Annotated in this window: 12 protein-coding genes; 10 read left to right on the forward strand and 2 right to left on the reverse strand. The window is 68.6% G+C overall.

What is annotated here, in order from left to right:
- Positions 1-30: 30 nt before the first annotated feature.
- The 8 genes from RV045_RS12325 (at position 31) to RV045_RS12360 (ending at position 6,438) form a co-directional block, all read left to right on the forward strand.
- Entirely contained in the window at positions 31-849 is an 819-nt protein-coding gene (locus RV045_RS12325) for an ABC transporter ATP-binding protein (protein WP_423236089.1), read from the forward strand.
- Positions 846-1,631 (forward strand): lipid asymmetry maintenance ABC transporter permease subunit MlaE, encoded by a 786-nt coding sequence (gene mlaE / locus RV045_RS12330; protein ID WP_423236090.1) that lies wholly within the window; start codon positions 846-848, stop codon positions 1,629-1,631. The genes RV045_RS12325 and mlaE overlap by 4 nt, the downstream gene beginning before the upstream one ends.
- Positions 1,632-1,664: 33 nt before the next feature.
- Positions 1,665-2,153 carry an outer membrane lipid asymmetry maintenance protein MlaD gene (mlaD, locus tag RV045_RS12335; protein WP_423236091.1) on the forward strand — a complete coding sequence of 163 codons (489 nt, stop codon included), beginning with the start codon at positions 1,665-1,667 and terminating at the stop codon, positions 2,151-2,153.
- Position 2,154: 1 nt separating this feature from the next.
- Positions 2,155-3,048, forward strand: a complete 894-nt coding sequence (locus RV045_RS12340) for an MlaA family lipoprotein (RefSeq protein ID WP_423236092.1) — start codon at positions 2,155-2,157, stop codon at positions 3,046-3,048.
- 183 nt (positions 3,049-3,231) lie between these two features.
- Positions 3,232-3,924 carry an MlaC/ttg2D family ABC transporter substrate-binding protein gene (locus RV045_RS12345; protein ID WP_423236093.1) on the forward strand — a complete coding sequence of 231 codons (693 nt, stop codon included), beginning with the start codon at positions 3,232-3,234 and terminating at the stop codon, positions 3,922-3,924.
- 16 nt (positions 3,925-3,940) lie between these two features.
- On the forward strand, positions 3,941-4,294 hold the full coding sequence (locus RV045_RS12350; RefSeq protein WP_423236094.1) for an STAS domain-containing protein: 354 nt from the start codon (positions 3,941-3,943) through the stop codon (positions 4,292-4,294).
- Between the two features lie 60 nt (positions 4,295-4,354).
- The gene (gene sbcB, locus RV045_RS12355; RefSeq protein ID WP_423236095.1) at positions 4,355-5,881 is read left to right on the forward strand and encodes an exodeoxyribonuclease I; all 1,527 of its coding nucleotides are present in this window, start codon (positions 4,355-4,357) and stop codon (positions 5,879-5,881) included.
- A 23-nt stretch (positions 5,882-5,904) separates the two neighbouring features.
- Positions 5,905-6,438, forward strand: a complete 534-nt coding sequence (locus RV045_RS12360; RefSeq protein WP_423236096.1) for a TlpA family protein disulfide reductase — start codon at positions 5,905-5,907, stop codon at positions 6,436-6,438.
- Here RV045_RS12360 and RV045_RS12365 read toward each other — a convergent pair.
- Positions 6,425-8,635: a S8 family serine peptidase gene (locus RV045_RS12365; RefSeq protein WP_423236097.1), complete on the reverse strand. Its 2,211-nt coding sequence runs from the start codon at positions 8,633-8,635 to the stop codon at positions 6,425-6,427. The two genes, RV045_RS12360 and RV045_RS12365, sit on opposite strands and share 14 nt — an antisense overlap.
- 198 nt (positions 8,636-8,833) lie before the next feature.
- Here RV045_RS12365 and RV045_RS12370 point away from each other — a divergent pair, with 198 nt between their 5' ends.
- Positions 8,834-9,295, forward strand: a complete 462-nt coding sequence (locus RV045_RS12370; RefSeq protein ID WP_423236098.1) for a CBS domain-containing protein — start codon at positions 8,834-8,836, stop codon at positions 9,293-9,295.
- 35 nt (positions 9,296-9,330) lie between these two features.
- Complete coding sequence (gene alr, locus RV045_RS12375; protein WP_423236099.1) at positions 9,331-10,458, forward strand: alanine racemase; 1,128 nt, start codon at positions 9,331-9,333, stop codon at positions 10,456-10,458.
- Positions 10,459-10,474: 16 nt separating this feature from the next.
- On the opposite strand, the gene RV045_RS12380 is transcribed toward alr, so the two are convergent.
- A complete protein-coding gene (locus RV045_RS12380) occupies positions 10,475-11,752 on the reverse strand; it encodes an RsmB/NOP family class I SAM-dependent RNA methyltransferase (protein WP_423236100.1) in 1,278 nt (425 codons plus the stop codon).
- Positions 11,753-11,842: the final 90 nt, after the last annotated feature.

The following is an 11,842-nucleotide window of genomic DNA, read 5'->3' on the forward strand; positions in this document are numbered from 1 at the left end:
GAGGCCCCATGACCCGGGCCCGCCCACCGCATGAGTTCCAGCGACACGCCTTTCATCCACATCGATCACGTCAGCTTTGCCTACGCACCGGGGCAGCGCCAGATTCTGAACGACGTCACCCTGGGTTTCGACCGGGGCCGGGTCACGGCCATCCTGGGCGGATCGGGCTGCGGCAAAACGACGCTCTTACGCCTGATCGGCGGCCTGTTCCCGGCCACGCAGGGCCGCGTGGTGGTGGATGGCGAAGTGGTTGATCCGCACAACACCGAAAAGCTCTTCGCGCTGCGCCGCCGCCTGGGGATGCTGTTCCAGTTCGGCGCGCTGTTCACCGATCTGTCGGTGTTCGACAACGTGGCCTACCCGCTGCGCGAACACACCCGCCTGAGCGAAACCATGATCCGCGACATCGTGCTGCTCAAGCTCAATGCCGTGGGCCTGCGCGGCGCGGCCGATCTGCGCATCTCCGAGGTTTCGGGCGGCATGGCCCGGCGCATTGCGCTGGCCCGCGCCACGGCGCTGGACCCGGAAATCATCCTCTACGACGAGCCCTTTGCCGGGCTGGACCCGATCTCCATGGGCGTCACCGCCAATTTGATCCGCCAGCTGGGCGAAACCACGCACGCCACCAGCATCCTGGTCTCGCACGACGTGCAGGAGTGCTTTGCCATCTGCGATTACGCTTACCTGATGTCCAGCCGGGGCGTGGTCGTGGCCCAGGGCACGCCGCAGGAACTCAACGCTTCTGAAGATCCGGAAGTGGTGCAGTTCATCAAAGGCCAGCCCGACGGGCCGGTGCGCTTTCACATGCCTGCGCCGGACATGGCCGAGGCTTTCGGGGTGGCCCCATGATGACCGATTCCATCGCCCTGCTGGGCCGCGCCACGCTGGCCTGGGTGGCCGGGTGCGGACGCAGCGCGCTGTTCTTCTGGAACGTGCTGCGCCTGTCCTTCACCGTGCTGGGGCAGGGCCGCTGGCTGCTGCCGCAGCTGTACGCGGTGGGCACGCGCTCGCTGATCCTGATCGGGGCTTCGGGCCTGGCGGTCGGCTTCGTGCTGGCGCTGCAGATGTATTACGCGCTGGTCACTTACGGCGCGGCCGATTCGCTGGGCTATATCGTCAACCTGTCGCTGGTGCGCGAACTCGGGCCGGTGGTCACGGCGCTGCTGTTTGCCGGGCGGGCGGGCACGTCGCTCACCGCTGAAATCGGCCTGATGAAGGCGGGCGAGCAGCTCTCCGCGCTGGAAATGATGGCCGTCGATCCGCGTCGCCGCGTGCTGGCGCCGCGCTTTGTCGCCGGGGTGATCAGCATGCCGCTGCTGGCGGCGCTGTTCTCGGCTGTCGGCATCCTGGGCGCCTACACCGTGGCGGTGGGCTTGATCGGGGTCGATTCCGGCAACTTCTGGTCCATCATGCAAAGCAAGGTGGACGTGTGGCGCGACGTGGGCAATGGCCTGATCAAGAGCCTGGTGTTCGGCGTGGTCTGCACCACGGTGGCGCTCTACCAGGGCTATTCGGCCGAAGCCACGCCCGAAGGCGTCGCCAACGCGACCACGCGCACGGTGGTGGTGGCTTCGCTGCTGGTGCTGCTGAGCGATTTCATCCTGACGGCCCTGCTGTTTACCGCGCAGTGAGCGCGTCCCTTTAATTTTCAACCGGAACCTGGCATGAACAAGCGATCAGTGGAATTGGGGGTTGGGCTGCTCGTCCTGATGGGCGTGGTGGCCATCCTGTTTCTGGCCCTGAAATCGGCCAATCTGACGTCATCGGCGGGCAGTGTGGGCCAGAGCGGCTATTCACTCACGGCGTCTTTTGACAACATCGGCGGCCTCAAGGTGCGCGCGCCAGTGCGCAGCGCGGGCGTCACGGTCGGACGGGTGACGGGCATCGCGCTCAACCCCAAGACCTTCCTGGCGGATGTGTCTCTGGAGATCACCAGTGGCTTGCAGTTCCCGGACGATTCGTCCATCAAGATCCAGACCTCCGGCATTCTGGGCGACCAGTACCTGAGCGTCGAAGCGGGCGGCTCTGAAGCCAACTGGAAGCCCGGCGCCAAGGTGACGCGCACGCAGTCGGCGCTGGTGCTGGAAAACCTGATCGGCCAGTTCATGATGAGCAAGGCCAACGAAGCCGCGTCCAGCGGCGGGAGCAAATGACATGACGCGCACTGCCACACAGCGGCCTGCGGGCCTGAAACTCTCCGCCATCGCGCTGCTGATCGCGCTCACGGCCACAGCGGTGGCCACGATGGCGCCCAGCCCGGCCTGGGCCCAGAACGCCGCAGCGGCTGCCGCCAAATCCGCCGCTGCCAGCACCGCGCAAAGCGAGGAAGACCGCCTGAATGCCGCCGCCCTGGAAGGCGAGCAGGATGCCGCCGCTGACGCTAAAAACGCGGTCAGCGATCCGCTGGAAGGCTACAACCGCGCCATGTTCGGCATCAACGACGCCATCGATGGCGCCGTGGTGGCGCCGGTGGCGCGCGCTTACCAGCAGGTTACGCCGACGCCCATCCAGAAGGGCGTGGGTAATTTCTTTGGCAACCTGCGCGACGTGTGGTCCACCGTCAACCTGGCCCTGCAGGGGCGCGGGCGCGATGGTCTGGCCATGCTGATGCGCGTGGCGACCAACACCACCCTGGGTTTTGGCGGCCTGATTGACGTGGGCTCTGCCGTGGGCCTGACCCGCGTGCCCAGCGATCTGGGCCTGACGCTGGGCCACTGGGGCGTGCCCAGCGGGCCTTATGTGGTGCTGCCGCTGCTGGGTCCGTCCACCGTGCGTGACACGGCGGGCACGGCCTCGGGCATGGCGGCCACGTCCAGTTCCTACTACCTCGACACACCCGCGCAGCAGTATTTCGCCACCGGCCTGAACCTGGTGGACCAGCGTGCGCGCCTGCTCTCCGTGACCGACGCCGTCAACGTTGCCGCGCTGGACAAGTACAGCTTTGTGCGCAATGCCTACCTGGCCCAGCGCAACGACAGCGTGCAGCGCACTTTTGATCCGGCCAGCGGCCCGACCGCGGCCGAAAACGCGCCCGACGCCCAGCCCTGAGCGGCGCTGCTTTTCCGAGGTCGCGCCCGGGCGACAGCGCTGTGTCACCTGTCACACGACACTTCTTTACCCGGCTGGCCCGGACGTTTTCGGGAACCCCGGCGCGTCCGCGGCATCCAACCGGCACCACAATCATGCATCTGCTGCGGGCTCTTCCCGGGTCTGCGGCGCTGAAAGGACATCATGACCGATACCCTGCGCCACCGCACTTTCGCTTCCCGCCGACTGCTGGCTCCCGCCGCTGCGGTGGTCCTGTCCCTGACGGCTGTGGCCTGGTCGGCTCCCGCGCTGGCCCAGCAGGCCACGGCGGCGGCCCCTGCGGCGGCTGACACCCAGCAGGGCGGCGCCGTCGGCTTCGTGAAAAAACTCTCTGACGACCTTCTGGCCGCGCTCAAGGCCGATCCGGCGGCTCTGGGCGGCAACGTGTCCAAGATCCGTACCATCGTTGACACCCAGGTCATGCCCAATGTGGACTTTGCCCGTATGACGGCCACCTCGGTGGGCCGCCCCTGGCGCGAGGCCACGCCCGACCAGAAGCGCAAGCTGCAGGACGAGTTCAAAACCCTGCTGATCAACACCTATTCGGGCGCGGCCAAAGAGTTTGCCTCGCGCAAGGTGCAGTTTCTGCCCGTGCGCGGCGATGCCAACGCGGATCAGGTGGTGGTGCGCTCGCAGTTCATCGGCTCTGGCCAGCCGCTGCCGGTCGATTACCGCGTCGAGAAGCTGAACGGCAACTGGCGCGTCTACGACGTGTCGGTCTCCGGCCTGTGGCTGGTCGATCAGTACCGCAACGATTTCGCGCAGACCATGAAGAACGGCGGCGTGGACGCGCTGCTGGCCAAGCTCAGCGCCCAGAACAAGGCCGCGGCGCAGTAAGCGCCCTGCACCCACCATGAGCACCGAGACCCCCGCCGTGCAGGATCCCGCAGACGCGCCGGATACGGCCCCGGCCGTGGACGCCATCCCGGCCAGCCGCACGCTGGTCTTGCCCGACCAGGTCACCATGGGCAATGCGCAGGACGTGATCAGCATGCTGCTGCCCACGCTGGCGCAGGCGCCCGGGGGCGACGTGCTGGTGGATGCCTCGATGCTGCAGCGTCTGGACAGTTCGGTGCTGGCGGTGCTGCTCGAGTGCCGCCGCCGCGCGCGCGCCAACGGGGCGGGGCTGAAAGTCAGCGCCGCGCCGCGCCAGCTCACCGACCTGATCCGCCTCTATGGCGCCCAGGATCTGCTCGAAGTCGCCTGACCTGCTTCGACATCGTCCCAGGCGCTGCGGCAAACCCCGCGCCGCCCTTTACACTGGCGCATGAGCACGTTTTTCTGGCACGACTACGAAACCTTCGGGCTGTCGCCCGCCTTTGACCGGCCCGCGCAGTTCGCCGGGCTGCGCACCGACGCCGAACTCAACCCCATCGGCGATGCGGTCATGTGGTACTGCCAGCCCGCGCTGGATTACCTGCCCGACCCGCAATCCTGTCTGCTGACGGGCATCACGCCGCAGCGCTGCTGGCGCGAAGGTCTGCCCGAGCGCGAGTTCGCCGCGCGCATCCACGCCGAGCTGGCCCGCGAGGACACCGTGGGCGTGGGCTACAACAGCCTGCGCTTCGACGACGAAGTCACCCGCCACCTGTTCTGGCGCAACCTGATCGAGCCCTATGGCCGCGAGTGGCAGAACGGCTGCGGCCGCTGGGATCTGCTCGACGTGATGCGTGCCGCGCACGCGCTGCGACCCGAAGGCCTGAACTGGCCGCAGCGTGAGGGCGGCGGGACCTCTTTCCGGCTGGAAGACCTGACCCGCGCCAACGGCCTGGACCACGGCCAGGCGCACGATGCGCTGTCCGACGTGCAGGCCACCGTGGCGCTGGCCCGCCTGCTTCGTCAGGCCCAGCCCCGGCTGTTTGATTTTTTTGCCGGTTTGCGCCGCAAAGAGGCCGTGATCGAACAGATCCAGACCGTGGCTGCGGGCGGCCCCTTCTGGCATGTGTCCGGCCGACTGTCGGCCGCTCAGGGCCATATGGCTCTGGTCTACCCGCTGGCGCCGCACCCGACGAACAAGAACGAGCTCATCGTCTGGGATCTGGCGCAGGATCCGGCCGAGCTGGGCGAGCTGCGCGCCGCCGACATCCGCGCCCGCCTGTTCGTGCGCAGCGAGGACCTGCCGGAGGGCGTGCAGCGTCTGCCCATCAAGACCCTGCACCTGAACCGGTCGCCGATTGTGGTCGGCAACCTCAAGGTGCTGACTGCGGAGCGCGCCGCGCATTGGGGCATCGATGTCGCGCAGCGGCTGCGTCACGCCGAAGCCGCGGCCCGCGTGGCACCGCTGCTGGCCGGGCTGTGGCCCGAGGTTTACGCCCGCGAGCGCGATGCTGGCCCGGTCGATGTGGACGGCGATCTCTATGGCGGATTCCTCAGCCGCGCTGACCGCAGCCTGCTGGACAGCCTGCGCGCGCTTGAGCCCGCGAAGATGGCCGCACAGATGGGAGCACAGATGGCCCAGCGCCAGCCGGCCTTCGAAGACGAACGTCTGGACGAGCTTCTGCTGCGCTACATCGGTCGCCACGAGGCCAGCGTACTGGGCGGCGAGGCGCTGGCGCGCTGGCAGGCGCACGGCCGCCAGCGCCTGTGGGGCGAGGAAGGCCGCGAAGGATCCGGCCCGGCCCCGCGCACGCTGACGCTGGCCGCCTACGCCCGACGCATCGACGAACTGGCCGAATCCGCCTTCGAAAAAGACGATGAGCGTGCCCAGACCCTGCTGGAGGAACTGGCCGATTACGCCAGCGCCGTCGAGCAGGCCTGGGACGAGGGCCGCAGCGGCTGGTGGCCCCAGGGCTGATCGGTTTGACAGGGGCTGAGGGGATGGCGATCACACGGCGACAGACGCTGATTGCGGCGGGCGCACTGGCTGTCACGGGCGCGGGCGGCGCGCTGCTGTGGCGGCGCCAGCAGCAGCACGCGGCGCAGATGCAGCAGGCGGCGCAGATCGGATTCACGCGGTTGGACGGCGGCACTCCCGGCACGGCCCGCCTGGCCGACTGGCACGGGCGCGCGCTGCTGCTGAATTTCTGGGCGACCTCCTGCAGCACCTGCGTGGCCGAAATGCCGCTGCTGGCGGCCATTTACCGCGAGTTCGCCGGGCCGCGCTTTGATGCCCTGGCGCTGGCCATGGATTACGACCCGCCCGATCAGGTCATCGCTTTTGCGCGCAGCCGCGAACTGCCTTTCCCGGTGGGGCACGATGCCAGCGGAGAGGTCGCGCGGGCGATGGGGCCGGTGTACCTGACGCCGACCACGCTGCTGCTGGATGCGTCGGGTGCGCTGTTCCGGCGCTATCTGGGCCCCCCCGATCCGGCGCAACTGCGCGCGGCCATCGCGCAAATCACTGCGGCCTGAGCGCTTCCGGGCCTTGCTTTGTCCCCGTGCCCGGCGTGGCTACTGGTCGGCGCAGCCGCGCCAGCGCGCCGCAGGCAGCCAGGCCCGCCAGCAGCATCAGCTCGCCCACCGAACCACCGCCCCCACCGCCGCCGCCCGCAGGCGCGGGGCTGGGGGCCACCGACGTCGCTCCGGCGATCGGGATGCTGATCGTGACTGGCGCGCTGCGCAGCCCGGTGTCGGGCGAGAGCGCCACCACCTGCAGCGTCACCGGGCTGGTCGTCCCGGCCGTGAAGGCGATACGGCCGTCCTGTGCCACGGCGCCTTCCGGCCCGGAGAGCTGCACCGCGATCACGCTGTCGCCATCGGCGTCGCTCAAAGCGAGCTGGCCACTGCAGGTCTGACCGGCTGTGCAGCCCCAGCCCGAGGGCGCACTGGCGGGCGTGAGCGCGGGCGGGTTGTCGATGCGGATCTCGCTCTCGGCGGTGAAGACTTCGCCGCTGGCGATCTGCGTGGCGCTGACTTGCCAGCGCAGCGGGCCGTCGCTGCGGCGCGGCGGGGTGGTGAAGCTGAGCGTGGGTGCGTCGGTGGCTGAGGGGCTGACGGGCGTTCCGGCCGTCTGGGTCCAGGTGTAGCGGTAGAGCGAGGGCGTGTCGTTGCCGGAAGCGGTGACCATGCGGGCGCTCACCGTGACGCGGGCGCCGCCGGGCACGGTGGCGTCGTCCGGCGCGCGCTCCAGCAGCAGCGTGGGCTGGGCGACGGCCGCCAGCGCCGCGCTGGCGTTGAGCATGCCTGCCCCGCATTCGCCGGGCTGGCTGGCGCAGTAGCTGCCCGCCGGGTGCGCGACGGCGGTCTGGCGCAGGATGGCCTTGACGCGCTCGGGAGTCAGGCTGGGTGCCTCGGCCAGCATCAGGGCCACGGTGGCCGACACCTGTGGCGCGGCGATCGAGGTGCCACCCATGCTGGAATAGCCCTTGACCGGGTTCCAGGCGGGCAGGCCGTTGGTCCTGCAGTCGGTCAGCGTCTTGCAGTTGCCGCCCGCCGGCGCCGTCAGCGTCAGCGTGGACTGGTGGTTGGAATAGCTGGCCAGATCGCCCTGGTAGGTGTGCGCGCCCACCGAAATCACGCCCTCGCAGCTCGCGGGCGCCGATAGCGTGCCCAGGCCATCGTTCCCGGCAGAAGCCACGACCACGATGCCGCGCGCCAAGGCCACGTTGACGGCGTCCTGCATGAAGGCCGGACAGCCGCCATCGACCTGGCCGCCCAGCGACAGGTTGATCACGCGCACCGGCGTGCTGCTGTTGGGGATTCCGGCGATGGATTCGCCCGCCGTCCAGCGCAGCGCGTCGGCGACATCGCTCAGGCTGCCGCTGCAGCTGCCCAGGGCCCGCACCTGCAGGATGCGGGCGTTGCGCCAGGCCGCGCCGATCAGGCCCAGACCGTTGTTGGCGTTGGCCGCGATCTGCTCGGCCACCTGCATGCCGTGCCAGGCGCCAATCGCCCCCAGCGTGCCGCTGCAGTAATCGCCCGGGCTGATGGGATCGGCGTCGCGGCCATCGCCATCGCCCGACTGCTCGGGCGAAGAGACAAAGTCGTAGCCCAGAAACTCGCGCCCGGTCAGGTCATTGTTGGGGGAGTAGCCCGTGTCGATCACGCCCACGGTGACCGGCTGCTCGCTGGTCTGGCGTGCCCAGGCGCCGAAGAAGTTGGCGCCACCCCGCAGGCTGGCGCTGGAGGCGTCCAGGTTCCACTGCGCACTGAAATAGCTGTCACTGGGTTTGCTGCCCCGATCGTAGGTGACCAGGGCGTGGCTGCTCACCGCCACGTCGGGCTCGATGCGCAGCAGGCCGTTCTGGCGGCTCAGGTGGGCGTCCAGCAGGCGGATCTGACGGGTGCTCAGGGGGCGGCTCAGCCGGAAGACAGCGCTGCGCGAGCCCAGGCGCTTGAGCGGCGTCAGCGTCAGCGCTGGTGCGCCGGTCAAATCGTCTGGCACCTGGGTCTGGATGGGGCCTGCCGCCAGCGCCTGGGTGGCCTGCGACGCATCCGGCCAGGTCAGCACGACCTGCTGGATCGCGGTGTCAGCGGGCGCACTGAGCACCTGCGGCGCGGGCAGCAGCGCATCCTGCGCCAGGGCGGGCGTCAGGGCGGCGGGGGCCAGGACCAGCAGGGCGCTCAGACCGCGCAGGGCAGAAAGAGGCCGTCGGGAAAATCGGGACATTCGGGGCATGTCGTTGGTTGGGGGCTGGATCGCCCGCAGCAGTGCGACGCCCACAGCGGCGCCTGCACTCAGGGTAAGGGCAGACCCGGATCGCGGATGGCGAAAAAAAGGCCTTGCGGCCTGTCAATTGCCGGTGTCAGCGCTTACCATCTGTGGGCCCTGCCGGAAGCAGAGTACCGGCGCAACTCGGAGCCCCCCATGAAAGTCAGCGACATTCTCAAGGTCAAAGGCAACACCCTGTACACGGTCGATCCGCAGCAGCCGCTGGCGCGCGCCACCCACACCATGAGCGATCTGGACATCGGCTCGCTCGTGGTCATGCACCAGGGTCAGCTGGCCGGGATGCTCACCTTCCGCGAGGTCATCAAGGCCATCACCGCCAACGGCGGCAGCGTGGGCGATACCGTCGTCGGCGCCGTGATGGACAAGGCGCCGCTGACCAGTTCGCCCGACACCGATGTCGACGACGTGCGCCGCATGATGCTGGCGCGCCACGCGCGCTACATGCCGGTGATGGACGGCGAGCAGCTCATGGGCGTGATCTCGTTTTACGACGTGGCGCGCAGCGTGGTCGAGAGCCAGGATTTCGAAAACCGCATGCTCAAGGCCTACATCCGCGACTGGCCGCAGGAAGAAGACGCCGCGCGTCCCAGCGCCTGAGGCGTCGCCCATCCCCGGCTTTTTCCGTCGTCCGCATGCCCCGCCCGATTTCCGCCCGCATTGACACCGGCGCCATCCGCGACAACCTCGCGGTGGCCCGCCGCCACGCGCCCGACAGCCGCCTGATGGTCGCTGCCAAAGCGGACGCTTATGGCCACGGCTTGCGCGCCGCTTTTCCGGGGCTGATGGCTGCTGATGGCATCGCGGTGCTCGACCTGCACGAGGCGCAGACGCTGCGCGATCTGGACTGGCGCGGGCCCATCCTGCTGATCGAAGGCACTTTTGAGCCGCGCGATTACGAAATCTGCTCGCGTCTTCACCTGTGGCCTGTCATCCACTGCACCGAGCAGATCGACGCCCTGGCCGCACACAAGGCCCGCGAGGGTCTGCGTGTTTTCCTGAAGATGAACAGTGGCATGAACCGCCTGGGCTTTGCGCCGCAGGCCCTGGGCAGCGCCTGGGCGAGGCTGGATGCGCTGACGCAGGTGGACGAGATCAGCCTGATGACCCACCTGGCCTGCGCCGATGCTGCGGGCGGTCTGGCGCAGGGCGTTGGCTCGGCGCTGACCCTGTTCGAATCGTTCACCGCCCATCTGCCGGGCGAGCGCACGGTCGCCAACAGCGCGGCCACACTGCGCGCCGATGCTGCCGCTTCAGGCGGTGTGGGGGCAGCCGTTCAGGCCGACTGGATGCGCGCGGGCGTGCTGGCTTATGGCGCCTCGCCCAGCCATCCGCACGAAACGGCCACCGGCTGGGGCCTGCGCCCGGCCATGACGCTGTTCAGCCAGATCATCGCTGTGCAGGACGTGGCGCCCGGTGGCCGCGTGGGTTATGGCGGCACTTTCGAGCATTCAGGCTCAGGCCCGCTGCGCGTGGGCATCGTCGCCTGCGGCTACGCGGACGGCTATCCGCGCCACGCGCCCACGGGCACGCCTGTGCTGGTCGATGGCGTGCGCACACGCACGCTGGGCCGGGTTTCGATGGATATGCTGGCCGTTGATCTGACGCCCGCGCCGCAGGCCGGCTACGGCAGCCGCGTCACGCTGTGGGGCGTCGATGGCGCTCAGGTGCTGTCCATCGACGATGTCGCGGCCAGCGCAGGCACCATCGGCTACGAGCTGATGTGCGCGCTGGCACCCCGCGTGCCACGCACCGTGGTCTGAAGCGGCTGCGGTTTTTTCAGTCCTTCTGCCAGACCGCCGCGTAAAAGCCGTCGCAGGCGTGGCGGTGCGGCCACAGGCGCAGATCGCCATTGCGCACCAGGTCGGCCGCGTTTTCGACACCGGCTTTCTCCAGCACAGCGGCGGCGTCCAGCCGGGTCCAGCCCGGCGTGGCGCTGCCAAAGGCCTCGGCGATGGCCTCGTTTTCTTCACGCAGCAGGCTGCAGGTTGAATAGACCAGGCGGCCCCCCGGCTTCACCAGCCGCGCCGCGCTGGCCAGAATCTGGGTCTGAAGCGCGGCCAGCTCGACCAGCGCGGCGGGCGACTGGCGCCATTTCAGGTCTGGATTGCGCCGCAGCGTGCCCATGCCCGAGCAGGGCGCATCGACCAGAACGCGGTCCATCTTGCCCTGAAGCCGCTTGATGCGCTCGTCGCGCTCGTGAGCGATCTGCGCGGTGTAGACGTTGTCCAGCCCGCTGCGCTTCAGGCGCGGCTTCAGCGCCGCAAGCCGGTGGCCGGAGGTATCGAACGCATACAGCCGCCCGGTGTTGCGCATGGACGCGCCCAGCGCCAGCGTCTTGCCGCCCGCGCCCGCACAGAAATCGGCGACCATCTCGCCCCGGTGCGCATCCACCAGCAGGGCCAGCAGCTGGCTGCCTTCGTCCTGCACTTCGATGTCGCCGCGCAGGAACATCTCATTGCGGTTCAGCGCGGGTTTGCCCTGCACGCGCAGGCCCCAGGGCGAATAGGGCGTGGGCGCAGCCACCATGCCGTCCTCCTGCAGCCCGGCAATCGCGGCCTCGCGCTTGATGCGCAGGGCATTGACACGCAGATCCAGCGGTGCGGGGGTATGCAGTGCCTCGACCAGCGGCCAGAAATCGTCCCCAGCCTGATCGCGCAGGCGCTGCGCCAGCCAGTCGGGCAGGTTGTGGCGCAGCTTGTCCGGCAGCGCGGCCAGATCGGTCTTGCGCATTTTGGCCAGCCAGTCGCGCTCGTCCACGGTCGATCCAGCGTGCAGATCAACATCACGGCCCTGCCAGCCCAGCAGCACCAGACGACGCTCGAGCTGGGCCCGGTTCTCGGGCGTGGTTTTTTTGCCGTCCAGCGCCAGGTGCGTATAAAGCAGGCGCTGACGCACCACCTGATAGGTGGTTTCGGCCAGCGCATGACGCTCTCGCGGACCCAGCAGCTTGTTGCGCCGGAAAAACGACGACACGCAGGTGTCGGACGCGTAGGTGAAAGTCAGCACGTCGTGAACGAGTTGCTGGGCCAGATCAAGGAGTTGTTTGGGGCTCATGCGCCATTATGACGACAAGCCACTGCTCTGACGGCCCTGTGTTGCACTGGGGTGCGTGGCGTCTCTGTGACATTTTTTTGACGAAAACAA

Origin of the sequence: Amphibiibacter pelophylacis (genome assembly GCF_037688875.1) — a bacterium.
GTDB classification, from domain to species: domain Bacteria; phylum Pseudomonadota; class Gammaproteobacteria; order Burkholderiales; family Burkholderiaceae_C; genus Amphibiibacter; species Amphibiibacter pelophylacis.

What these genes read in the sequence shown, in the direction of transcription:
- RV045_RS12325 (WP_423236089.1), top strand. Translation starts at nt 31, where the DNA reads ATGAGTTCCAGCGACACGCCTTTCATCCACATCGATCACGTCAGCTTT.
- mlaE (WP_423236090.1), top strand. Translation starts at nt 846, where the DNA reads ATGATGACCGATTCCATCGCCCTGCTGGGCCGCGCCACGCTGGCCTGG.
- mlaD (WP_423236091.1), top strand. Translation starts at nt 1,665, where the DNA reads ATGAACAAGCGATCAGTGGAATTGGGGGTTGGGCTGCTCGTCCTGATG.
- RV045_RS12340 (WP_423236092.1), top strand. Translation starts at nt 2,155, where the DNA reads ATGACGCGCACTGCCACACAGCGGCCTGCGGGCCTGAAACTCTCCGCC.
- RV045_RS12345 (WP_423236093.1), top strand. Translation starts at nt 3,232, where the DNA reads ATGACCGATACCCTGCGCCACCGCACTTTCGCTTCCCGCCGACTGCTG.
- RV045_RS12350 (WP_423236094.1), top strand. Translation starts at nt 3,941, where the DNA reads ATGAGCACCGAGACCCCCGCCGTGCAGGATCCCGCAGACGCGCCGGAT.
- sbcB (WP_423236095.1), top strand. Translation starts at nt 4,355, where the DNA reads ATGAGCACGTTTTTCTGGCACGACTACGAAACCTTCGGGCTGTCGCCC.
- RV045_RS12360 (WP_423236096.1), top strand. Translation starts at nt 5,905, where the DNA reads ATGGCGATCACACGGCGACAGACGCTGATTGCGGCGGGCGCACTGGCT.
- RV045_RS12365 (WP_423236097.1), bottom strand. Translation starts at nt 8,635, where the DNA reads ATGTCCCGATTTTCCCGACGGCCTCTTTCTGCCCTGCGCGGTCTGAGC.
- RV045_RS12370 (WP_423236098.1), top strand. Translation starts at nt 8,834, where the DNA reads ATGAAAGTCAGCGACATTCTCAAGGTCAAAGGCAACACCCTGTACACG.
- alr (WP_423236099.1), top strand. Translation starts at nt 9,331, where the DNA reads ATGCCCCGCCCGATTTCCGCCCGCATTGACACCGGCGCCATCCGCGAC.
- RV045_RS12380 (WP_423236100.1), bottom strand. Translation starts at nt 11,752, where the DNA reads ATGAGCCCCAAACAACTCCTTGATCTGGCCCAGCAACTCGTTCACGAC.